The organism is Lachnospira sp., assembly GCF_016290755.1.
GTDB lineage: Bacteria > Bacillota > Clostridia > Lachnospirales > Lachnospiraceae > Lachnospira > Lachnospira multipara.
On sequence record NZ_JAEEVD010000037.1, the window covers coordinates 1 to 24365 of the forward strand.

At 35.6% G+C, this 24365-nt stretch carries 24 protein-coding genes; 22 read left to right on the forward strand and 2 right to left on the reverse strand.

Translation table 11 applies throughout. The features are described from left to right. Window positions 1–314 precede the first annotated feature (314 nt). The 16 genes from QVA17_RS09065 to QVA17_RS09140 all read left to right on the forward strand — a co-directional run bounded on the left by QVA17_RS09065 (window position 315) and on the right by QVA17_RS09140 (window position 14781). On the forward strand, window positions 315–1166 hold the full coding sequence (locus tag QVA17_RS09065; RefSeq protein ID WP_287388182.1) for a transporter substrate-binding domain-containing protein: 852 nt from the start codon (window positions 315–317) through the stop codon (window positions 1164–1166). A 2-nt stretch (window positions 1167–1168) separates the two neighbouring features. Then, window positions 1169–1870, forward strand: a complete 702-nt coding sequence (locus tag QVA17_RS09070) for an amino acid ABC transporter permease (RefSeq protein ID WP_287388187.1) — start codon at window positions 1169–1171, stop codon at window positions 1868–1870. A gap of 4 nt (window positions 1871–1874) precedes the next feature. Continuing rightward, window positions 1875–2591: an amino acid ABC transporter permease gene (locus QVA17_RS09075; protein WP_287388189.1), complete on the forward strand. Its 717-nt coding sequence runs from the start codon at window positions 1875–1877 to the stop codon at window positions 2589–2591. Next, window positions 2584–3336, forward strand: a complete 753-nt coding sequence (locus QVA17_RS09080) for an amino acid ABC transporter ATP-binding protein (protein ID WP_287388192.1) — start codon at window positions 2584–2586, stop codon at window positions 3334–3336. The genes QVA17_RS09075 and QVA17_RS09080 overlap by 8 nt, the downstream gene beginning before the upstream one ends. 199 nt (window positions 3337–3535) lie before the next feature. Next, window positions 3536–4477, forward strand: a complete 942-nt coding sequence (locus QVA17_RS09085) for an aldo/keto reductase (RefSeq protein WP_287388195.1) — start codon at window positions 3536–3538, stop codon at window positions 4475–4477. 86 nt (window positions 4478–4563) lie between these two features. Then, a complete protein-coding gene (locus QVA17_RS09090) occupies window positions 4564–5184 on the forward strand; it encodes a TetR/AcrR family transcriptional regulator (protein ID WP_287388197.1) in 621 nt (206 codons plus the stop codon). An 11-nt stretch (window positions 5185–5195) separates the two neighbouring features. Further along, window positions 5196–5525, forward strand: a complete 330-nt coding sequence (locus QVA17_RS09095; protein ID WP_287388201.1) for a putative quinol monooxygenase — start codon at window positions 5196–5198, stop codon at window positions 5523–5525. A gap of 8 nt (window positions 5526–5533) precedes the next feature. Continuing rightward, a complete protein-coding gene (locus QVA17_RS09100; protein ID WP_287388204.1) occupies window positions 5534–6379 on the forward strand; it encodes a carboxymuconolactone decarboxylase family protein in 846 nt (281 codons plus the stop codon). Window positions 6380–6499: 120 nt separating this feature from the next. Next, window positions 6500–7159, forward strand: a complete 660-nt coding sequence (locus QVA17_RS09105) for a metal-dependent hydrolase (protein WP_287388211.1) — start codon at window positions 6500–6502, stop codon at window positions 7157–7159. A gap of 43 nt (window positions 7160–7202) precedes the next feature. Next, on the forward strand, window positions 7203–8042 hold the full coding sequence (locus QVA17_RS09110; protein ID WP_287388215.1) for a hypothetical protein: 840 nt from the start codon (window positions 7203–7205) through the stop codon (window positions 8040–8042). A gap of 54 nt (window positions 8043–8096) precedes the next feature. Continuing rightward, window positions 8097–8972: a LysR family transcriptional regulator gene (locus tag QVA17_RS09115; RefSeq protein ID WP_287388220.1), complete on the forward strand. Its 876-nt coding sequence runs from the start codon at window positions 8097–8099 to the stop codon at window positions 8970–8972. Window positions 8973–9047: 75 nt separating this feature from the next. After that, window positions 9048–10124 (forward strand): alpha/beta fold hydrolase, encoded by a 1077-nt coding sequence (locus QVA17_RS09120; protein ID WP_287388221.1) that lies wholly within the window; start codon window positions 9048–9050, stop codon window positions 10122–10124. A 248-nt stretch (window positions 10125–10372) separates the two neighbouring features. Continuing rightward, window positions 10373–12742, forward strand: a complete 2370-nt coding sequence (metE, locus tag QVA17_RS09125) for a 5-methyltetrahydropteroyltriglutamate--homocysteine S-methyltransferase (RefSeq protein WP_287388228.1) — start codon at window positions 10373–10375, stop codon at window positions 12740–12742. 250 nt (window positions 12743–12992) lie between these two features. Next, window positions 12993–13271: an acylphosphatase gene (locus tag QVA17_RS09130; protein ID WP_287388230.1), complete on the forward strand. Its 279-nt coding sequence runs from the start codon at window positions 12993–12995 to the stop codon at window positions 13269–13271. Window positions 13272–13423: 152 nt separating this feature from the next. Then, window positions 13424–13582, forward strand: coding sequence for a 50S ribosomal protein L33 (gene rpmG, locus QVA17_RS09135; RefSeq protein ID WP_287388233.1), 159 nt, complete (start codon window positions 13424–13426; stop codon window positions 13580–13582). Further along, window positions 13582–14781 carry a CobW family GTP-binding protein gene (locus QVA17_RS09140; RefSeq protein ID WP_287388236.1) on the forward strand — a complete coding sequence of 400 codons (1200 nt, stop codon included), beginning with the start codon at window positions 13582–13584 and terminating at the stop codon, window positions 14779–14781. The genes rpmG and QVA17_RS09140 overlap by 1 nt, the downstream gene beginning before the upstream one ends. A gap of 229 nt (window positions 14782–15010) precedes the next feature. On the opposite strand, the gene QVA17_RS09145 is transcribed toward QVA17_RS09140, so the two are convergent. After that, complete coding sequence (locus QVA17_RS09145) at window positions 15011–16267, reverse strand: GntP family permease (protein ID WP_287388241.1); 1257 nt, start codon at window positions 16265–16267, stop codon at window positions 15011–15013. A gap of 78 nt (window positions 16268–16345) precedes the next feature. Continuing rightward, on the reverse strand, window positions 16346–17488 hold the full coding sequence (locus QVA17_RS09150) for a glycerate kinase family protein (protein ID WP_027430556.1): 1143 nt from the start codon (window positions 17486–17488) through the stop codon (window positions 16346–16348). Window positions 17489–17689: 201 nt separating this feature from the next. On the opposite strand from QVA17_RS09150, the gene QVA17_RS09155 reads away from it, so the two are divergent. The 6 genes from QVA17_RS09155 to QVA17_RS09180 all read left to right on the forward strand — a co-directional run bounded on the left by QVA17_RS09155 (window position 17690) and on the right by QVA17_RS09180 (window position 23952). Next, window positions 17690–18787 (forward strand): CdaR family transcriptional regulator, encoded by a 1098-nt coding sequence (locus QVA17_RS09155; protein WP_027430557.1) that lies wholly within the window; start codon window positions 17690–17692, stop codon window positions 18785–18787. Between the two features lie 10 nt (window positions 18788–18797). Continuing rightward, window positions 18798–19733, forward strand: a complete 936-nt coding sequence (locus QVA17_RS09160; RefSeq protein WP_287388248.1) for an ROK family protein — start codon at window positions 18798–18800, stop codon at window positions 19731–19733. Window positions 19734–19917: 184 nt separating this feature from the next. Then, entirely contained in the window at window positions 19918–20529 is a 612-nt protein-coding gene (locus QVA17_RS09165) for an ECF transporter S component (RefSeq protein ID WP_027430559.1), read from the forward strand. Window positions 20530–20672: 143 nt separating this feature from the next. Then, on the forward strand, window positions 20673–20915 hold the full coding sequence (locus QVA17_RS09170) for a hypothetical protein (protein ID WP_287388251.1): 243 nt from the start codon (window positions 20673–20675) through the stop codon (window positions 20913–20915). A gap of 358 nt (window positions 20916–21273) precedes the next feature. Continuing rightward, window positions 21274–23271: a BMP family ABC transporter substrate-binding protein gene (locus tag QVA17_RS09175; protein WP_287388254.1), complete on the forward strand. Its 1998-nt coding sequence runs from the start codon at window positions 21274–21276 to the stop codon at window positions 23269–23271. After that, the gene (locus QVA17_RS09180) at window positions 23272–23952 is read left to right on the forward strand and encodes a metallophosphoesterase family protein (protein WP_287388257.1); all 681 of its coding nucleotides are present in this window, start codon (window positions 23272–23274) and stop codon (window positions 23950–23952) included. Window positions 23953–24365 lie beyond the last annotated feature (413 nt).

A 24365-nucleotide genomic window follows, 5' to 3' on the forward strand; every position in this document is an offset into this window, starting at 1 on the left:
CTTATACGCTTGTGGACACTGTGTAAGACGTTCGTTATCCAATAGGATAGCCTACGCAGTGGTGGTTGAAGCAAGAAGCTCCGACTTCAAATACGAAGTATTAAGTCGGAGTAGTTCACTAGACTTACTAAGATGATAGTTAGCGATAAGCAAAAGCTAAAACAAACGATAAATTTTATATAATTGTCCCAACCACACATGTATGTTAACATTTTCATCAATAGAAGATAGCTAACTGCAGTGCTGACTGGAAAACCAGAGGTAAGTTAATTTTAGCTTACCTCTATTTTTTTAGTCGAAAGGAGAAAAGGAAAATGTTTAAAAGAGAAAATTTAAAGAAAAAATCATTATTAACAAAGGTGGTAGCTTTAGGACTAACACTTACATTTTTACCAGGATTACTTATAGGATGTTCTTCAAAGTCAGAAGCAAGTGAAGTAAAAAAGATTGTTATAGGTTCAGGTAATTCTTATAATCCATATTGCTATATTGATGAGAGTGGTAATGCAGTAGGTTATGAATATGATGTGTTAGCAGCGATTGATGAATTGCTTCCTCAATATGAATTTGAATATAAGAGCATGGCATTTGATCAGATTTTATTATCTTTAGATTCTGGAAAGATAGATGTAGCTGCGCATCAATATGAATATACTGATGAAAGAGCTTCAAAGTATCTATTCTCAGATGAATCATATACATCATATATTACATACATTTCGGTTTTATCTGATGATAATGAAATTAATGGATTAGAAGATTTGGCAGGACAAAGAGTTCGAGCTGGTGGTGCAACATCTGCTACTACTCAGATTTTAAAGAAGTGGAATGCGGATCATCCAGGCAAGGAAATTATAATTGTTAATTCTGATAGCAGTACAGATGAGGAACTTGTTGCAGCACTTAAAAATGGCGCCGATAGAGCAACTGTTTCAAAGAAGAGTGATATAGCTAAGTTAAATTCAAACTATAGTGATGATGGTAATGATTGGATAAAGGCTGTTGGCGAACCTGTTAATAATTCTCAGACATATTATTTATATAAGCAGGGAAATAGTGAATTAAAGGAAGCTATTGACGGAGCGTTAAAAACTTTAAAGGAAAATGGTACATTATCTGAACTTGCAATTAAGTGGGTTGGTTATGATGTAACAGAAAGTGAGTAAATATGGGAGATTATTTTAGTATTGATAGATTCTTAGTAAGAATAGGTCAGATAACTCCCTATGTATTAGTAAATTTCAAAATGGTTTTTTGGGCAATGCTAATTGGCACAATTTGTGCCATTGCACTTGCCATACTTCGATTAAAAAAGATACCTGTTATTGAGCAGATTTTAATTGTCTTTATTTCTTATATGAGAGGTACACCATTACTTGTGCAAATGTGTGTAGCTTACTATGGTATTCCAATTGTTTTTGGAAATCTTATTTATAATGCTTTTGGAATAAATCTTAATAGATTAGACGCTTTAGTGTTTGTAATTATTGCTTTTATTCTAAATGAAGCTGCCTTTCTTGGAGAGATTTTTAGGGGAGCTATTCTTTCAGTTCCAACAGTTCAAACAGAAGCTGGATTGTCAATTGGTATGACAAGATTGCAAATTTTATTTCGAATCGTATTACCACAGGCTATTAATGTAGCTATTCCGCAATATGGCGTTGACCTTATTGGCGTTTTTCATAATACAGCACTAGCTTTTACCTTAGGAGTGCTTGATATGATGTCTAGAGCAAGGACATTGGGAGTTTCTACAGGACATACACTTGAGGGCTTTGTTGTTGTAGCCATAATTTATATCATTATAAGCTTGATTTTAAAAGCTTTATTTTATCTATTAGAGAAGAAATTACAATATGGAAGAAGGTGATTAGATGGGGTTTAATTTTAGTTATTTTGTGACTTCATTTAAACAGGCTCTTTTGTATGCCCCAGTTACGATTAAGATTATGCTTGTTACATTTGTAGTGAGTTTTATTATAGGAACAATAATTGGTGCTGTAAGATTTTATAAAATTCCTTTTTTTTCAAAATTCTTTTCCATATTTGTAACTATATATATGGGATTGCCAGTTACAGTTGCATTAGTTCTTTATAATTTAATCTTTCTTACATGTTATAACGACTTTGCTAATTTCTTTCATATAAATAAGCAAATAAGTGATATTAACCCTATATTTGTAGCTTATATAGCTTTAATTGCGGCTTATTCATGCAATTTTAGCGAAACTGTAAGAGGTAATTTAAGAAGTATAGACAAGACTCAATTTGAAGCAGGATATTCTATAGGACTAACTAAACTTCAGACTTTTAGAAATATTATTTTCCCGCAAATGATTCCAAACATGGTTCCTGGCTTACTTAATAACTTGATTGGTGTATTAAAGGGAACCAATCTGGTATCAACTATAGGAATTACAGAAGTAATGGTAGCAGCTCTGTACCCATGTCAGGAGACATATAGCTATTTAGAAGGATATCTTGCAGCAGCAGCGATTTACTGGATTATAGGAATTGTAATTGAAAATATTGGACATTTTGTAAGTAAATTTTCTTCAAAGAATAATAAAGAGGTTTGGAATTATGATTGAATTAAAAAATGTAAAAAAGAAATTTGGAAACAACGAGGTTTTACATGATGTTTCTTTAAGTGTAAATGATGGAGAGGTGGTGGTTTTACTTGGGCCTAGTGGTTCTGGAAAGACAACATTTCTTAGATGTATAAATTTTTTAGAGAGAGCAGATGCTGGTGTTTTAAAATTTGATGAAGAGGAGATAGATTTAAAGAGGGCAAAGAAAAAGCAGATACTAGATATTAGAAGAAACAGCGCCTTTGTCTTTCAAAATTATGGTTTGTTTAATAATAAGACTGCACTTCAAAATATAATGGAAGGATTAATAGTGGTGCAAAAGCGTTCTAAAGAGGAGGCAAGAAAGATTGCACTTGATAGTCTTGATTGGGTTGGCCTAAAGGATAAGGCGGATTACTACCCTTCACAATTATCAGGTGGTCAGCAACAAAGAGTGGGAATTGCAAGAGCGGTGGCACTAAATCCTAAGTTTATATTATTTGATGAACCAACTTCAGCCCTTGATCCTGAACTTGTTGGGGAGACTTTGTCCGTTATAAAAAAGGTGGCAAAGAAGGGCATCACTATGATAATCGTAACTCATGAAATGTCTTTTGCCCAGGAAGTGGCAGATAGAGTCATCTTTATGGATGGTGGCGTCGTAGTGGAAGAGGGAGCGCCAGACGAGGTCTTCTATAAGCCTAAAGAAGAAAGAACAAAGAAGTTTTTAGCAAGGATTTTGCAGAAGGATATGTATTATATCTGATGGTGAAGTGGTAATACCGAAGGTGATTTAATTCTATAGGTGTGGGTTATGACAAACTATATTCAGTCGGGGTACAAGCTCCGACTGAAAATTTTTTTAAAAAACTGTTGACACTGTGTCAATCATGTTGTATATTCAAATTGTGATTGACACAGTGTCAACAAAAACATTTGCCATACATTTAGGAAAGGAGCTAATAATGAAAGAGACAAAATTAGCTAAGATCGCACTTGGTGCATGGGCTTGGGGTAATGATGGTACTTTTGGTGATGAATTAAGTATTAATAGCCTTAAGCCGATTTTTGACAGAGCTATGGAGAACGGACTTAATCTTTGGGATACAGCATATGTATATGGAATGGGAACTTCTGAGAAGACCTTGGGACATTTTTTAAAAGGTCTTGATAAGAATTCTTATGTGATTTCAGATAAATTCACACCACAGGTTGCTAATTATTCTTCAAAGACTGCAGTTAAGGATATGTTAGAGATTGAATATAACAATCTTGGCATTGATAAGATGGACATTTTCTGGTTACATAATACAGTAGATAGAATTAAGTGGATTACAGAGATTGCTCAGTATTTTGAGGGCGATTTAGATGCTCCAATTATTGGCGTTTCTAATCACAATTTATCTGAGATAAAAGAAGCTGATAAGATTTTAAAGGAGCATGGCCTAAGACTTGGTGCGGTTCAGAACCATTACAGTTTAATTAACAGATCATCTGAGGATTCAGGAATTCTTGATTTTTGTAGGGAAAATGATATTTATTTCTTCTCATACATGGTTTTAGAGCAGGGAGCACTTTCTGGAAAATATAATAAGAATCATCCAATGCCTGCTAATTCTGATAGAGCTAGAATCTATAATCCGGTTCTTGATAAGCTTGAAATTATGAATGAGAAATTAAGAGTATTATCAGATAAATATGATGTATCTCCTGCACAGATTCCAGTTGCTTGGGCAATTGCAAAGGGTACATTACCTATTATCGGAGTAACTAAGGTTGAACATGTAGATGATGCCTTAAAGGCTATGAACATTTCCCTATCAGAGGATGATATTAAGGATTTAGAGAATCTAGCAGACAGCTTAAATTTTAATCTTGTAAGAATGTGGGAAAAGAAGATGGAATAATTAAGTAACAAATATTTTTACTCATGGATTGACACACTGTCAACAATTCGTTACTCTTATAATAAGCTAAAGATTGGAGATTAATTATGGCAGTTGAATTAAAAGAGACAATCGATAAAAGACGAGAAGAGATTATGGATGCTTGCGAAAGACTTTATGAAACTAAAGGCTTTCATGAGATTACAATTAAGGATATAAGTATAGAAACTTCCTTTTCACGTCCCTCGATTTATAATTATTTTCAGACTAAAGAGGAGATTTTTCTAGGAATTTTAACTAGAGAATACCTTAAGTGGAATGCCAGTTTGAAAGTTATTAGTACATATGAAAATGTACTAACTAAGGAGCAATTTATAGAAAAGATAGCAAAATCTTTAGATGAGAGAAAGACGCTTTTAAAGATTTCTGCAATGAATCTCTATGAAATCGAAGAAAAGAGTCGTGATGAGCTGCTTGTTGAATATAAAAGAGTATTTAAAGATAGTGTTGCTTTATTTAACGATTGTTTAAAGAAACATTTTCCTAAAATAAAGGAAGATAAAAGAAATGAGATTAGATATGCCTTTTTCCCATACATGTACGGGGTTTACCCATATGCTTATCCAACAAAGAAGCAACTTTTAGCTATGGATAAGGTGGAATTAGACTATGTGAAAGTGACAATTTATGAGTTGATTTATACATTTTTAAAATTATTATTGGTGTAAGGAGGTAGAATATGAGTATTACAGTAAATTTAAGGTACAAGGGAGAAAATGGTGCAGCAACTGCATTTGCAAAGGAAATGATCAGTTCTGGTACAGTTGAGGTTATTAGAAATGAGGCTGGTAACTTAAGATATGAATATTACACATCTTTTGATGATCCGGAAACTGTGCTATTAATAGATAGTTGGGAGAGCCAGGAGGCTATTGATATTCATCATGCTTCACCAATGATGGCAACTATCGCCGCCCTTCGTGAAAAATACGACCTTCATATGAGCGTGGAGCGTTTTGTTTCAGATGAAAATATTTCAGAAAAAGATAAAGCATTTATAAGAAAGTAGGTAAAATTATGGAAGAGAAAATAGTTCAGACAGCAGGTAGACAACAACTAGGAGAGATTGCTCCGGAATTTGCACATTTTAACGATGATGTATTATTTGGCGAGAACTGGAACAATCATGACATCGATTTAAAGACTAGAACCATAATTACAGTGGTTGCCCTAATGGCTCAAGGAATCACAGATAGCAGCCTAAAGTACCATCTTGAAAATGCAAAGAATCATGGCGTTACACGAAAGGAAATGGCAGCTATAGTAACTCACGTAGCTTTTTATGCCGGCTGGCCAAAGGCTTGGGCAGTGTTTAATTTGGCTAAGGAAGTTTATGGCGAGGATGTAGATAGTTTGGCAAAGGAAGTTAACGGCGAGGATGTAGAGAGTTTGGCAAAGGAAGTTAGCGGGGAAGCCAAAGAGAATTTGGTGCAAACTAAAGAGTCTTATGAAAAAACTATATTCTTCCCAGTTGGAGAGCCTAATCCTTATGGAAAATTCTTTGATGGACAAAGCTATCTTGCTCAAGTTTCAGATAAGCAGGTTCCTTTATTCAATGTGACATTTGAACCAGGATGTAGAAATCATTGGCACATTCATCATGCCAAAAGCGCAGGTGGTCAGATGTTAGTTTGCGTTGGTGGTAAGGGCTTTTATCAGGAATGGGGCAAAGAACCAGTGTTAATGACACCTGGAACTGTGGTAAATATTCCTGCCGAAGTAAAACATTGGCATGGTGCCGTAGATAATTCTTGGTTCTCACACTTAGCAATTGAAGTTGAAGGTGAGGACACAAGCAATGAGTGGTTAGAGGCAGTTTCAGAAGAGGATTATAGAAAAGTTAATGAAGCTTACAACAAATAATTTGTAAATTAATGTGTGTATTGGTCAGGGCTAGCGCCCTGACCTTTCTAAAGATATAGTTTTATATATTGTTGGAGTATTATAATATTTACTAGAAATTTTCAGAACAGGAGTATCCATATGCAAACCAATACTCACCTTGCAGTTGGCGCTTGCCTAGGGCTTACATTAACTTTGGCAGCACCGATGGAAATCACGGTTCTTGGGCTTTGTGCCACTAGCATAGGCGCTATAATTCCGGATATAGATATTGATGGAACAGGTAAGAAGGAAACAAAATACATTATCATGGGAATCTCGGCTACACTGGCCATAGTGCCAGTGCTTGCCGGGCTTGTTTGTATGCCAGAAATTTTTGTTTGTTTAAAAGAAACATCTTTTTTGAGTCTGATATCTAGCACAGCAGCCAAGAGTATAATAAGTTGGAGCTACATAGCCTTTCTAATTAGCACCATTATGGGCTTTGCACTGTTTATCGGCCTTTGCGCATTTTCAAATAAAACGGATCACAGAACTTTCAGTCATTCGTTTATGGGAATGGCTTTATTTACATTTTCAATAGTACTAATAAATCCGATGGCAGCAGGCTTCTTCCTGGTTGGATATCTTTCCCACATAGGACTAGACTTGCTAAATTACAGGCCTGTAAAGCTCTTGTACCCGAAGAAAAGTGGCTTTAGCTTTAGGCTTTGTTATTCGAAGAGCAGATTTAGTTTGAATTTGTTAATTTTTAGCGTGATTATTCTAATTATTGAGAGTATAATGAAGGCGTGCTTATAAACATTGAAAAAAAGAGACATGCACAAAGGAAAGAGGAAAAATCATGGAGAATATTTTTAATGACAGCAACGTAAATATTGATGAATACAGGCCTGACAGCCCTGGAGTCATTATGGCTAAAAGGATAACAAAGCTAAAAAAATATAAGTCGATATTAATACTTTTTATAGTTTTTTTAATTCTTACACATTTACTTGTGAAGACTGCTAATTTAATGCTATTTATAATCGCTTTTGCGGCTTTTATTTTAGCAAGCTCATGTTTATTTATTTACGAAACAAAATTACAAAAAGAGCTAGAAGAATTGCCGGAAGAAGAGAAGTTTAACCTCAATTATTATAATTTATATAAAAATGTAAAAAAGCCAGGTTTGGTCAAAAATAATGTTTTGATGGCCCTTGCTATTAATGGTGCCTTGCTTAAAAATAGGGAGATTACAAGACAGGCCCTTGAGCTTATGAGTGCTAATTATCAGCCGGAGATTTTATATAAGTTAAAAAATTGGCTTTCATCTGATTCTTGCGAGATTTCTGAGGCGGAGTTGCGTCGCTATAAGTCGCCTCATCCAATTGCTAGGATTGCAATTTTAATTTATGCTTTGTCAGGATATTTATTTCTATATGCATATATAGACGATTACATTCCAATTGGGGCTTATAAAGCATTTGCCCTTTATGAAAGCATTTTCTATAGCATTATGATAGCTGCTTTTTGTGTTATCGTTATCAATGTTATATATAATATAATTAATAGAAATAAGATTTATGTAAATAGTCCTATAAAAGATAATACTAAAAGAATTGTTCTCTTGATTTTATTAGCTTTGATTTTCATTTCTATTTTTATGACAAATAGTTTTTCACAGTATTTCTTTGGAATGTAAAGGCAGTTGAAGTCATGCAGGACTTCTTTTAAATTCAGGAAAAGCGGTGATTTTATGCATATAGATAAGTTAAAGTATTACATCGATTTGTACGAGTGTAAAAATTTTACCGAGACAGCTAAGAAAAATTTCATATCCCAAGCGGCCCTAAGCCAGTTTATCAGCTCCCTTGAAAAGCAGTTTGGTCTATCACTTTTTGATAGAAGCCAAACTCCTATAAAGCCCACAGCGGCAGGCACAAGCCTCTATGAGGAGAGCAAGATTTTATATAAACAGTACGAGTACATGCTTGAGCGAATGGATCGAATCAAGACCGAAAGTATGCCAGCCCTTCGCATTGCCTACTCTTCGCCGGTGGATATTCAGGCTCTGCTTCCTATTGTCTCAAGATTTAAGGAAAGCTATCCAGATGCGGAACTAAAGCTAAACCGCATCACCTTAAAGGAAGCGGATGAGTACATTTCAAAGGAACTCTGCGATTTGGTGGTTTCTTTTTCAACGGAATTTATTGACAACAAGCACACGAAATTCAAGGTTCTAAAAGAAGGCCGCTACATGGCTGTGGTGGGAAAGGGCCATGATTTGTTTGATAAAAATGTAATCACAACCGAGGAACTCTACAAGTATCCACTAATTATGCTAAGTAAAGACGTTATTGGTAATCTCTATGACAAGATGCTTGAGAGAGTAAAAGAAGATGGATTTAAACCTATGATTGAGAAAACTGTGGATGACATTGAGTCAGAGATGTTTTCAATTATTACAGATGGTTTTATAGGTTTCGCACCGGAAAGCCAGAGTCTATCTGACTTTGGAGATTCCATAAGGATGATTCCGATTGATGGCAGTAGCCATAAATACTGCATTGCAGCTTGTTATCTAAAGGAGAACACAAACCAGACCTTAAAGGCATTTCTTGAACTTATATAATTAGATTGATAATTAAAGAAATGAGAAATTACAAGAGCAAGCTATAAAGAATATTGAACTAAGGAAATAAAAAAGATGAAGACAGTTAAAAAAATACTAAAAATAGTTGCAATTCTTATTGCTGCATTTATAATACTTGGAATTTTATTTGTTATAGTGATGAGGGCTTGCAACTATTTGCATCACAAAAGCATGTATAAGCATGGGGTAAACGAATCATCTTATATTGAATTAAATGGACAAAAGCAATTTGTAACAATTAAGGGAGAAAATAGAAATAATCCAGTAATTATCTATCTTCATGGTGGTCCAGGAGGCGCTGATAGCTACATGAATTACTGCTTTACAGATTATCTTACTGATGAATATACTGTTGTTTCTTGGGATCAGAGAGGTTGTGGCAGAACTTATTATAAAAATGCCAAGGCTGACCCATTAAATAAGACTGTAACTTTTAGTCAGTCCTTAGAGGATTTAGATGCATTAGTAAAATATGTATGTGATAAATTAAATCAGGATAGTGTAATAATTATGGGACATTCTTACGGCACAGTTCTTGGCAGTGTTTATGCTAATAGCCATGAGGATTTAGTAAAGGCATACATTGGCGTTGGCCAGTTTATTTCTATAGAAGATGGAGATCTTTATAGTTATGAAGATGCATTAAAAAAGGCTAAAGAATCTAATATGGATACAAAAGACCTTGAAAAAGCTTATGAAAATTATTGTAAGAAACCGGGAATTATGTCATTAATTGCCCTAAGACAGGAAAGTGATAAATATCATCCTGTAACTAAAAAAGCAGACCAGTTTGGACGAGCACTTTTTTCACCTTCTGCAGGAATATTAGATTTAAAATGGTTTATGAAGCAGATGACTGATACACAAAAATATGTCTTGTTAAATCATGAACTTTTTGAATATACCTTGGCTTTTAATGCCTATGATAGACTGGATTATTCAATGCCTGTGTGCTTTATTTCTGGAGAGCAGGACTTTGTTTGTCCGCTAGATAGTGTTTCTAAATATTATGAAGCAGTTAATTCACCATTGAAAAAAATGTATATTATAAAGGATTGTGGTCATGATGTTCATTATGCCAATCCAAGAGAATTTTGCGAAGATGTTAAGGAATTCTTAAAAAGTTGGTGAAAGACATTCAAAGGATGCCTAAGATTTTCTTTGAAAATGTGCTAATTATCTGTAATTTACAATAATAAATAAAAATTATATCTCATGATAAGAAATAGATATAATACCTAATAAAAGGGCTTGTCATAAATTAAATTTATGACAAACCCTTTCTTTTTTGTATTTTACCTAAAGCTTTTTAGATATTATACTCCTCTTATAATAAAGATTTGCAAAGCTTTAAAGAAACATTTAAAAGGAGATAATTTATGAAGAGTTCAGTTATAGGTTTCCCAAGAATTGGAAAGAATAGAGAGTTAAAATTTGCAACAGAAAAATATTTCAGAAAGGAAATCTCAAAAGAGGAGTTAATTAACACAGCAAAAGAGATTAGAAAAGAAAATCTTCTTTGTCAAAAAGCGACAGGAATTGATTATATTTCCGTAAATGATTTTTCTTTTTATGATAATTTCCTTGATTTAGCTTTCAGCTTTAATGTAATTCCTAAAAAATTTAAGGAATTATCTTTGAATAAAATAGACACATATTTTGCTATGGCAAGAGGCTTTGAAGATGAGACTAGAAGTGTTAAGGCACTTGCCATGAAGAAGTGGTTTAATACAAATTATCATTATATTGTTGCTGAAATTGAGGATGACACTTGTATCAGTCTTGATAGTGAAAAGTATCTTGAAGAAATTCACTTTGCAAATAGTCTTGGAATTACTCCAAAACTAAATCTTATTGGTCCTTATACATTTTTTAAGCTAGTTAGATTTACAGGAAAGAAAGGACTTGAAAGCTTTTACGAGCCAGTGCTTAAGGCATATCTTGATTTAATTGAGGAGCTAAAGGGCCAGGACATTAGCTATCTTTCCCTTGAAGAACCAGCCCTTGTAGCTGACCTAACATCAGAAGATAAAGATCTTTTTGAAAATATTTACACTAGGATTTTAGCTAACAAGGATAATTTAAAAGTACTTCTCCAAACATATTTTGGGGATGTGAGAGATATCTATGTGGATTTATTAAAGTATGATTTTGATGCCTACGGCCTTGATTTTGTGGAGGGAGTTAAGACTTTTGACTATGTTAAAAACTATGGCTTTCCAAAGAATAAGACACTCTTTGCTGGTATTGTAAATGGCAAGAATATCTGGAAGAATAATTACAAAATAAGCCTAGAACTAATCACTAATTTACTAAAAATCACAGAGGCCGAAATTGTAATTAACACAAGCTGTTCAATGCTTCATGTACCTTTGACACTTGAATCAGAAACAGATTTAGCTTTTGAATATAAGAGACATTTTGCCTTTGCTTATGAAAAGTTAAAGGAGTTAGCCGAGCTAAAGAATCTTTCAGAATTAGTGCTTAAAGAGAATACTGTTTTAGATTTAGCACTTACAGATCTAAACTCCGCTTTGAATAAAAAAGACATCTACATCTACAACCAAAGTCTCTTTAACGGCCGCGTAAACAGCGTAAATCCTAAGGTAAAGGAACGTCTAGCAAATATTAAGGAAGAGGATTTTACTAGACTCCCTGAGTTTAATGAGCGTGCTAAGATTCAAAGAGAAGTCCTTAACTTACCGGATTTTCCAACTACAACAATTGGTTCTTTCCCACAGACTAAGGATGTAAGAGAGAATAGAAAGCTTTACAGACAGGGTCTTATAAACGAAGAGACATACAAGAATTTCATCAAGGAAAAGATTAAGGACTGCATAAAGCTTCAGGAAGAATTAGACCTAGACGTACTTGTCCATGGTGAGTTTGAAAGAAACGACATGGTGGAGTATTTTGGTGAGCACCTAGATGGATACATTTTCACAAAAAATGCATGGGTTCAGTCCTATGGTAGCCGCTGCGTGAAGCCACCAATTATCTGGGGTGACGTAAGCAGAAAAGAGGCTATCACTGTGGATTGGTCAAGCTACTCAAATTCCCTCACTAATAGAGAGGTAAAGGGCATGCTTACAGGTCCTGTGACTATTCTTAACTGGTCTTTCCCTCGTGAAGACATTACAAAGGAAGAGATGACTAATCAGCTTGCCCTTGCAATTCGAGACGAAGTTTTAGACCTTGAGGCGGCGGGTCTTAAGATTATTCAGATTGATGAGGCGGCCCTTCGCGAAAAGCTTCCACTTCGTAAATCCGATTGGTACAGCGAGTATCTTGACTGGGCAATTAAGAGCTTCAGGCTTGTGACTAGCGGCGTGAAGCCGGAAACTCAGATTCACACTCACATGTGCTATAGCGAGTTTAATGACATCATTCCTGCCATTGATGCCATGGATGCAGACGTTATTAGCTTTGAGGCTTCTCGTTCTGATCTTGTGATTTTGGATGCCTTACGAAAGAACAACTTTAAGACTGCCGTAGGCCCTGGAGTTTACGACATTCACAGCCCTCGTGTGCCATCTACTGATGAGATTTTTAATGCTTTAAAGAAAATGTTATCTAAGCTTGATAGTAAGAAGCTTTGGGTGAACCCTGACTGCGGCCTTAAGACAAGAGGCGAGAAGGAGACCGTTGAGAGTTTAAGAAACTTAGTAGCAGCAGCAAAGTTATTAAGGGAGACAGAAGGACAGATAGCAGAAGATGGACAGAAATCTAGCAAGGTAAAGTCCGCTTAAGATAAATTTATAATGACTTATAAGCCTTGGCGCCAGCTTTATATACGGATAAACACTAACTGGCGCCAGCTTTTTTCCCTCTAGTGATATATTTTTACAAAAAATAATTATTACAATATATACAATTATTGACTAAAATGCTAGTATAAATATAGGTATGCGAATTAAATAATTTTCCTATATATGCATAGAAAGTGTATATTTTTGGACTGCTTATAGATTTGAAAAAAATTTACTAGGGGGAGTTTTTATGGACGAGATGGTCAGATATTATTATTTTTTTACAGGAAGAGTACAAAGTGTAGGATTTAGATATAAAGCCAGCCTTTTAGCCCAGGCCTACAAATTAACTGGCTTTGTAAAAAATGAATATGACGGCTCTGTTAGCCTAGAGGTTCAAGGTCCAGAAGAGACAATTGATCAGTTTGTGGAGGAGTTAAGAACCGATAGAGTTATTCGAATTTACTCCATGTCTAAGGAAAGATTGGATTTAGTGGAAGGGGAAAAGGGCTTTAAGGTAGAGTTTTAATCCTTAAATAAAAATGCAAATAATTCGCAAAAGTTATTGACAACATTTTTTATGGTGCTATAATATGCAATTGAATTGCAAATTGCAAATGACTTGCAAATTTGCCAATTCATAGAATTTATCTAATAACGGCTATCATATAGGAGGATATTATGGCATCACAGCGTATAAAGATCATACTTGCCTGCACAGAATGCGGCGACAGAAATTACACAACAACAAAGAATAAAAGACTTCATCCAGAGCGAATGGAAGTAAGAAAGTATTGTAAAAGACTTAAGAAGTACACTATTCACAAGGAGACAAAGTAATGAGTTTATTTAGTAAGAAAAGGATACCAGTAGTGCTTATTACTGGTTATTTAGGTTCCGGCAAGACTACATTTTTAAACAACTTACTTGCCTTTGAGAATAGAAAAATCGCCCTTGTTGTTAACGACATGGGTAAGGTCAACATCGACGCTAAGCTTATTAAGAACGAGACTATGAAAAAAATGGACACAAAGATGATTGAGCTTAGTAACGGTTGCATTTGCTGTACACTTCGCGATGAGTTTATGGTGGAGATTGAAAACCTTGCAAAGATTAAGGACCTTGATGCCATCTTTGTTGAAGCTTCTGGAATCAGTGAGCCCGCTAATATCGCTCAGTCTTTCCTAGCTTACGAAGAGACTAACAAGAAGGCCAACTTCTTCCTTTCAAGAATCATCACTCTTGTGGATGCAGACAGAATCAATAAGGAATTCCTCTTCGACATTCAGGAGCATCTTAAGGAAAATGTGACAGAGGCCAATAAGAAAGCTAGTTCAAACCTCAAACTTCGCATTGACGACAACGTAGATCTAGATGACGACAACACTGAGGATGACCCTGACATTATAAATCTAGTTATGGACCAGATTGAATTTTGTAACTGTATAGTTTTGAATAAATGCGACTTAGTTAGTTCTGAGGCCTTGCTTGAGGTTAAGAATCTAATTAAGAAGTTACAGCCTGAGGCAGAGATTATTGAGAGTATTTTTGGTAAGGTAAACTACGATAGAATCCTTAATGGAGCTAGCTTTGATTATGAGAAGGCTATGAATTCTTCTGCAATTCAAAGAGCTCTTAAGGAGAGTGCGGAGGGTAAGAAAAGTGAGCAGGATGAATACGGAATTGACTCCTTTGTTTTTGAAGAAAAACGACCTTTTGTTAGAGAAAAGTTCATGGGCTTTTTAGAGCAGAATTTTCCTCATGAAATTATTAGATCAAAGGGTTACATCTGGTTTGAGGATGATCCAACTCACGTTCAGTTAGTTGAGAGTGCTGGTCGCAATGCTTCTGTTATGGAGTATTCAAACTGGGTTGACGCATTTAGTAAAGAAGAGAAGCAGCAGGTTTTTGACCTTTATCCTGAAGTCTTAGAAGACTGGGATGAGGAATACGGTGACAGACTAAATCAGATTGTATTCATTGGTCTTGACTATAATAGAGAGGAAATCCAAAAGGAACTTGAGGCTTGTATAGCTTAGTGATTCTCATTACTAATATCTATTGTTGAGATTCAGGAAATGTCACAGAGTGTTGTTAAAGACTAGGATTTAAATTACTCTAAGAGAAATATTTTCATTAAGATATATAAATACTCCCCATAAAGGTTAAGTAGTTTGGTTTTTGGTACCTTTATGGGGAGTTTATTTATGCTTTATTAAGCTATATTAAAGAGAAAACAAAATGTGTCAGTTAAAATTAACTGAAAAATTAGATTAAGTACATAATCACTGCGACTATTGTACTTGTTAAACCAACTAAAGCTTCATAAGGAATTAATCTCATTCTAGCCTTAATTGACATTGATACTGAACCACCAGTTGCATGGAAGAATGAACCGTGTGGTAATGAATCAACAACTGTTGATCCTGCATGTATCATTGCTGCAGCTGCAAGAGCAGGAACACCTTCAGCAATTAATGTAGGTGCAAATGTCTGAGCGGCAATTGTAGCACCTGCTGTTGTTGAAGCAGTAGCAGCAGCCATAAGAACACCAGATAATGGAGCAAGGATAAATGCAGGCATGCTTAATGCTTCAAGAGCATTGATTACATCATACTGAAGTGCTGATGCCTTAATGATACCAGCAATTGTACCTGTACCAATTAAAAGAATTGATACGCCTACAACCTTAGATAAACCGAATTCTGTAATTGAAATTGTGTCCTTAAAGTTTCTAGTAACTAAAATACAAACTAAACCACCAATAGGAAGTGCTATTAATGGATCAATTGTGATGTTAGCAATTGGTCTTAAAGCAAGTAATATAATAACTACTAAAGGTCCAATAATTGCTGTAAAGAAGTTTGGTAACTTTGTGTCATTTACCTCAATATCACTTGCTTCAACCATAAGACCGTTCTTCTTCTTTGAAAGAAGAGTTGCAAGAATAATTGTTACAACAAGTGCGCATAGGGCAGGAATTAAATTTTTAAGCATTAATGATGTTAAGTCAACATTGAATGCCTCGCTTGCTGCGATTGTATTAGGGTTTGGAGATATTATATTTCCTGCCTTACCACCACCTATCATGGCAAGAAGAAGGGATTCTTTGGAAATGTTTGCCTTCTTACCAATGGCTAATGCGATAGGGGCAACTGTTATAACTGATATATCAATAAATACACCAACTGCACAAATAATCATAGTAGCAATACTAACGGCTGCAATAGCACGTTTTTCACCTAACTTATCTACGATTGTTTCTGCAATTTTTTGTGCTGAGCCTGTCTTAATTAATGCACCAGCTAAAATACCTGATGTCATAATTCTAAGCACTGATGACATCATACTTGATGCACCATTTACCATTGTACTAACAGTAGTAGTTAAACCACCACCACCGAGTAAACCACCAACTAAAGCGCCTAAAATAAGGCTGTATGCTGGATGAACTTTCTTAATAATTAATATGATTGCGATGACGAGACCGATAAGTGCGCCAATTGTGTTAAAATCGTAAGTCATATTAAAACCTCCTAAACAATTATAAATGTAAATGTAGGATGGGGTATTAAACTAGCAAAAAAGTTAAGAACCTTTTAATTACTTAGAAATACTCATACCTGCTTTGATGAATCTAAACATTCTGATTGCGCCCTTATAATAAAGCTCTTCTGCACGAGTGAGAGCTTCTTCAAGTTCCATAGGAGCGTCAACCGTAGTCATAATTGACTCAATTCCGTAGTCAAAAATCTTATCGGCATCTTTACCTAGGCTACCGCTAAGACCGATGGCTGGGATGTTCTTTGCTTTAGCACGTTTGCCTACACCCTGCATAACCTTACCAAAGCAACTCTGCCAGTCTGTACGGCCTTCACCTGTAATAACAAGATCTACGCCGTCAAGACGGTCATCAAATTTAATCAAATCAAGAACTGTTTCGATTCCTGACTTCATCTCTCCGTTTACAAATACCTTAAGAGCAATACCGAGTCCTCCGGCTGCACCAGCGCCGGCTATGGCGTCAGGATCGACATTATAATTTCTCTTAATGATATCTCGATAGTTTTTCATACCCTCTTCTAGGATAGGGAGTATTTCTTTTGTTGCACCTTTCTGTGGACCAAATGTGTATGTGGCTCCATTCTCTCCACAAAGAGGATTTGTTACATCACACATAACTGTGATCTTAGCGTCTTTAATTCTTGGATCAATCTGAGAGGCATCAATTGTAACGATCTTATCTAAATCACGACCAAAACCTTCAAGTTCGTTACCATCTTTATCTAAGAATTTTACGCCGAGGGCTTTTGCACATCCAATACCACCGTCGTTCGTTGCGCTACCACCGATTGCGATAGAAATGTCTGTAAAGCCACGATCAAGAGCATCCTTGATCATTTCACCAGTACCGTAAGTAGTGGTGTTAAGGGGATTTCTTAAATTTGTTGGAACTAATGGTAAACCAGATGCAGCAGCCATTTCAATAACAGCCTGTGTTTCTGAAAACTTACCATAGTACGCTTTTACCGTATTCATTAAGGGATCATGAACATCAAGGTAAATCTTTTCTCCGTTCATTGCTTCAATGACAGAATCAGTTGTACCTTCTCCGCCATCTGCTACAGCAACACCAGAGTATTCCACGTTCTCAAATACTTCATTAGCAGCCTGACCAAGTAGCTTGATTGTTTGAGCACTTGATAAAGTACCTTTAAATGAATCAGAAGCAAAAAGTAGTTTCATAAAAAGTTCCTTTCTTTTTAAAAAAGCAAAAGCAGGAAGAGCTTTTGCTTTTTGATATATAGTGAAAAGCTTTGTTGATTGACAAGCTTATAACAATAATATCATTTGAAATATTCTTTTTATATGTTAGATATGACATTTAATTTTTACAGCTCTTATGTTATTATTGTTATATGTAACAAAACTCGTGAGAGGTATTATATGAAAATAGATATTAGAGAGCAGTTAGCAAGCCAGATTGTAGACGCTATTAAATCTATTTGCGAACATGATATTAATTTTATTAAGGTGGATGGCACAATTAGTGCAAGTACCGATCCTTCAAGAATAGGTTCTTACCATGAGGCAGGTAAAAATGCGGCTATAAGCGGCGAAACTATGATTGTACATGAAGATAATAAGTTGCAGGGAATTAAGAAAGGTATTAATATGCCCATTATTCACAACGGGGAAACCATTGCGGTTATTGGTATTACCGGGGAACCTGATGAGGTAACTAAGTATGCATATTTTGCCCAAAGAATCACCTTGCTTTTAGTAAGAGAGCATGAGCTAGAACTTAGTAATCATGATAAGAAGGCCCAGATTAACTATGTGGTTTATTCTCTTATTAATGAAGACAATATTAATAGAAACTTTATGAAGCAGGTCTTATCCCTTGCTGGCATTAATAATTTCGAGGACAATTACGTCACTGTGGTTATTAAGGTAAGCAATAGATATAATCCTGTGAATTTATCTATGATTGAGTCAGACATTTTTGAAACAATTGGACATCTAAATAACAGCATCTACACCTTCAACTATCCTAATGAGTATGTGCTCATTATTAGTGAGAAGGAGCTTGATAAGAAGTCTTTTCTTATTAGTAACTTGGCTAAGCGAAACAGTAAGATCTTAAAGATTGGCGTGGGGGATGCAAGAATTCTTACTCGTCAGTGTGATTCTTATAGACTTGCAAACCTAGCTCTTACCTGCGTTGTAGAAGAGGGTAAGGTGGCACTTTTCTCAGATTTGGATGTAGAAATTTTGCTATCAAGTGCTACAGATGATGCTAAGAAGACATTTTTACAAAAGACAATGTGTAATCTATCAAAGGAAGATATCGAGATTTTAAAGGCTTATTTTGATGAAAATATGTCTCTTAAATCTACTTGTGACAAGCTTTTTATGCATAAGAATACCTTGCAATATAAGCTTAATAGAATAGCTAGTCAAACAGGCTACAATCCTAGAAGCTTTAAGGAGGCCTGCGTGCTACATATGGCTTTGAAAATTTTAGACATAGGAAAGGAATAAAGGGGATAATATGTACTATTATGGAATTGACATTGGTGGAACAACTATCAAATGTGGGCTTATTAAGTCTGGCGGACAGATTATAACTAAAGATGAAATTAAGACTCGCAAAGAAGAGAATGGCAAATATATCTTAGAGGATATTGCAAAATATATTAGAAAGAACAACAAAAAAGTTGGAATTAAGGATGAGGAGATTGAGGCTATTGGCCTTGGAGTTCCTGGTTCTGTCCTTGATAACGGCGTGGTTAATAAGTGTATCAACTTAGGTTGGGGTGTCTTTAATGTTGTAAATGAATTTGAAAATTTACTTCACATTAAAACCCGTGTTGGAAATGATGCCAACATGGCGGCTCTTGGTGAATACTGGCTTGGAAGCGCTAAGGAGTTTTCAAGTATGGTCTTTATAACAGTTGGTACTGGCGTTGGCGGCGGCATAATTATAGATGGCAAGCCTGTTAATGGCTTTAATGGTGCTGCCTGTGAGATTGGACATTTGCCAATAGTTACAGAGGACATGGGGGAGTGTAATTGTGGTAAGAAGGACTGCCTTGAAATTGTGGCTTCTGCTACAGGAATTGTAAGGGTTGCTAAGAAAATGTTAGCAGAAAAGGGAAATAACTCTACCCTTAAAAGAATCGAGAATTTAACAGCTAAGGATGTATTTGATGAGGCTAAAAAGGGCGACCTTTTAAGTATAATGATAGTTGATTATGTTACAGATTATCTTGGAAGGGGTCTTGCAATTGCCGCTGGCATGATTGATCCTGAGGTATTTGTAATCGGTGGTGGTGTTTCAAAAGCCGGCGATTACTTCATTGATAAGATAAGAGAAAGCTACAAGAAGTATGTTTTCCATCCATCAAAATATACTAATATTATGCAGGCAAAGCTCCTTAATGATGCAGGCATGTATGGCTGCGCTTATCTTGCAGGCTGTAGATAAACAGCTGTTTTACAACTATAATGATAAAATTTATCGGAAAAACATAAAATAATAGTTGCACAATTAGATTGTATCATATTAAAATGATATGAAAGATAGTAATTATAATGCTTTTTAAGATTTTTCTTATTAAAAGCATGCTATCTTTCACACACATTTTTTAAGGAGAAAGGAAATTATATAGATGGATAGTCAGTCTAAAAAGAGAGTAGATGTTGTAAAGCTAGCAGGTATTGGTATGCTTTCAGGTATTGCATTTATTCTTATGTTTTTTGAATTCCCAATACCAGTTTTAATTCCAAGCTTTATTAAGCTTGATTTATCAGATTTACCAGCCCTTATTGGTGCATTTGCCTATGGCCCAATTGCTGGTATTTTAATTGAACTTATTAAGAACCTTTTACACCTTCTTGATTCCTCATCAGGTTTTGTTGGAGAATTATCTAACTTCTTACTTGGTGCTTGTTTTGTAGGTGTAGCAGGATGCGTATATAAGCTTAAGAAATCAAAGTCAGCAGCAATTATTGGTGCTACAGTTGGTGCTTGTGCAATGGCAGTATTTAGCCTTGTAACAAATTATTTTATTGTGTACCCATTCTACACAAACTTTATGCCTATGGATGCAATTATTGCAGCTTATAAGGCAATCATTCCTTCAGTGGATAATTTATTTGAGTGTTTGCTTATATTTAACGTGCCATTTACCTTTGTTAAAGGCATGATTTCAGTAGTAATTACTGTGCTTATTTATAAGCCAATTTCACCACTTCTCCACGGAAGAATTAAGAAGAATTAATTTTTAGTTTAATGTTTAGTGTTCCCTTTGAAATTTATTTTTAAATAATTAGATTAAAGTATAAAGTTATAAGTAAATATTCCGATATAGAAAATAGAAGATAGTTAGTTTACCGCTTTTTCTTTTTCCAAGGAGGGATATTTATGATAAACGGAGTTATCGATTTATTAGCGGTTGAAGCAGTTACAACAATTCAGATTACACCAAAGATGAAGGATAAAAGCGAAGAGGAGCGCAAGAAAGAATATGTTGCTAAGAAACATCAAAGGAAGGATGCGAAGGAAGAGGACACACCCGAGTCAATTAATCTTTCTTCTTCTACAACATATAGTTCAGATTGCAAACTCAAAACTTTTGTCCTAAGTAATACAGATTTTAGCTTGTAACTAAAAGAGTCCCATCCATTGGATTTAGTCCTTTGGGTGGGGCTTTTTTGAACGCAGTGTAAGCAATCCCCCGCTTCAAAAGCGTAAGCTTTAAGCGGGGGTATAAAGCTTACTAGTGTCAGAAGGGGTTAAAGCCCCTTCTGACAGCTGGCACAAAGTGCCACTGCGTTCATGAGGAAGTAGCGAAGCGGATTCCGAATGTCCGCTTTACTGAAAATGTAGTGACTACGAAGGTTTAGCTATGATATACTAATACTGAAAATTTCTACAAGTTAGATTGAACGCAGTGCCACTGCGTTCATGAGGAAGTAGCGAAGCGGATTCCGAATGTCCGCTTTACATTAAGGAGGCGAATACTATGTCAGTTCAGGATTATCAGACAGCGCTTAAATCAGGAAAAAGAGCCTATAATGCATGTATGAACAGAGGTAAATCACCTTATTTACCAGTTCTTGAAGACTTCTTAGATGAAAGTACTATTGAGAGAGAAGTTAATTTAGGGGAGGATCAAATCCCTCTAAGTCTCGTAGTTGGTACATGTACTAAGGGTAGAACCAATGCTTTTGCTGACAATTTCATGCCTTTACTTGATTGGGGAACAGAATTTGCAGCTAAGTGGGCATCTCTTTCAGACAGCCAGGTAAATGAGGGCATTAGAGAGCCTATTAAAGTTTACGAATACATGAATAAATTTTATGTCTTAGAGGGCAATAAAAGAGTTTCGGTTTTAAAGTATTTTGGAGCAGTAACTATTAACGCTAAGGTTACAAGAAAGATTCCAAAGTATGACCCTAACAATGTAAATGTGCGTATTTACTACGAATTTATGGACTTTTATAAGGCCACTAAGATTAATGATATTTACTTTAGTAAGGAAGGAAGTTTTACTTCCCTTATGAGCCTTGCAGGAATTAAGAAGGGCGACTTTGCAAATGATGAGGACAAGCGTGATATGTGCTCTGCCTATCTTAATTTTAAGAATGCCTATTTAGAAAGAGGCGGGGAGAAGTTTGACTTTCCTATTGGCGATTCATTTTTACGATTCGTACATATTCACGGCTATAAGAACGTAGTGAATATGCTACCTATGGAAATGTCGCGAAATGTGGCAAAGACTTGGGCAGAGTTTGAACTTCTTGATGATAACAGCGAAGTGGATTTTAAGCTTGACCCAACAGATACACGTAAAAAGAACATTTTAAGCTATTTACTACCATTCCCAAGTCAGCAGACTAAGAAGTTAAAGATTGGCTTTATTTATGAGAATAGCCCTGAAAAGTCAGACTGGGTTTACTCTCATGAGCTTGGTAGACAGTATATTGAAGAGGTCTTTGGAGACCAGATAGAGACAGTGGTTGCCAAAAACGTCATTCCGGAAATCGATGATGAGAAGGAGATGAAAAAGCTTATTAAAAATGGCGTCAATATCATCTTTGTTACATCACCATCCATGACTATGGCTTCCCTAAAGGTGGCTATTGCAAACCCTAAGGTTAAGATTCTTAACTGTTCTTTAAAGATACCACACAAATACATTAGAACTTATTATGCAAGAATGTATGAGGCTAAGTTCTTAAGTGGTATTATTGCTGGTTCTATGGCAGCTAGTGGTCGAATTGGCTATGTGGCTAATTGCCCAATTTTTGGTGTGACAGCTAATATCAATGCCTTTGCTCTTGGCGCTAAGATGGTTAATCCAAGAGTTAAGGTTTATGTGGAATGGAGCGGAATTAAGGACAATGATGTAGAGGCAAATTTTGCCGCTAACGGAGTTCACTGCATTTCTGACCAGGATATGATTACCCCTATGAAGGGTAAGAGAAACTTCGGTCTTTACTGCAATGGTGATACAGAAGGCTATAATACTCACTTTGCTATGACTGTATGGCATTGGGGTGTATTTTATGAAAAATTGATTCAAAGCATTTTAAGTGGCTCTTGGGATAGAGAGGCGGAAGAGGATGGTAGTGTTAAGGCGCTTAACTATCTTTGGGGTCTTTCTGCTGGAGTTATTGAAATTATTGAGTCTAACTCAATTCCTGCTACAACTAAGAGACTTGTAAACTTAATTATGCAGGAAATAATAGAGGGTAAATTTAACATTTTCGAAGGTGAATTAATTGATCAGGAGGGAAATATGCGTAATAAGGAGGGGCAGGTTTTAAATCCTGAGCAGATTATTACAATGGATTATTTACTTGATAATGTTGTTGCTAGTTTTCCAGATTTAGATTCCCTTAATGATAGCGCTAAGCGTATGGTGGCAAGTCAGGGTATCTTTAAGCTTGATAAGACTACAGAGGCTAAATTATCCGCTAAGCTTAAAGAGAAGTTTTTAAAGAAAAAAGGAGAGTAAATGAAGATACTTGTACTTGCTGATGTAGAGTCAGAATATTTATGGGATTATTTTAAAAAAGAAAAATTAGAGGGTATTGACTTAATACTATCTGCAGGAGACCTTGATCCAAAGTATCTATCCTTTCTTGCAACCTTTGCTAAGGTGCCAATCCTTTATGTTAGGGGTAATCATGATGATTGCTATAAGGATACGCCGCCAGATGGCTGTATTTGCATAGAGAACAAGGTCTATGTCTATAAGGGCATTAGAATTCTTGGCCTTGGTGGCTCTATTAGATACAAAAAGGGCGATAATCAATACACTCAGATGCAGATGAAGAGTAGGGTTAATAAGGTTTGGCTCTCTATTAAGAAAAATAAGGGTATTGATATTTTGCTTACTCATTCTCCGGCTAAAGGCATTAATGATGGGCCAGACCATGTCCATGTGGGCTTTGAGGTCTTTAATGACATCATTGCCAAATACAAGCCTAAGTTCTTTGTTCACGGTCATGTGCACAAAAACTATATGCTAAATTTTAAGCCAGAGATGCAGCTTAATCAGGATACCACTGTGATTAATGGCTATGAGAGATATATTTTTGAATATCCAGATAAGGATTCTTTAGAAAATGTAGAAGCTAGTAAAGAGGCAGCAGCGGATGATCTAAAGGAGTCTAAAAGCTCTAAAGATTGTTAAAAAATATACATCTTGCATAAAAGATAATTGTATTGTATAATGATTTTGTTGGAAATTACCAAAACAATGTTTTGGGAATGTTTTTAGATAGGAATAGGGGATCTTATCTAAGAATGAATAATTTAGGATATACTTGGGTGAGATAATGTATTGGGGGATATGGCAGGAAAAACCATGGCAATGCTAAGATTTTGCACAAGATATTCATAAAGGTTTTAACGGGGACAGGAAAGAATCCTAATGAAACCTGAGAACTTGGTGGGCAGGAAAAACCCACCAAGTTTTTTTATTGCCTTTTTATTGTATTTTTTCTCACATAAACTTGAACGCAGTGTAAGCAATCCCCCGCTTCAAAAGCGTAAGCTTTAAGCGGGGGTATAAAGCTTACTAGTGTCAGAAGGGGTTAAAGCCCC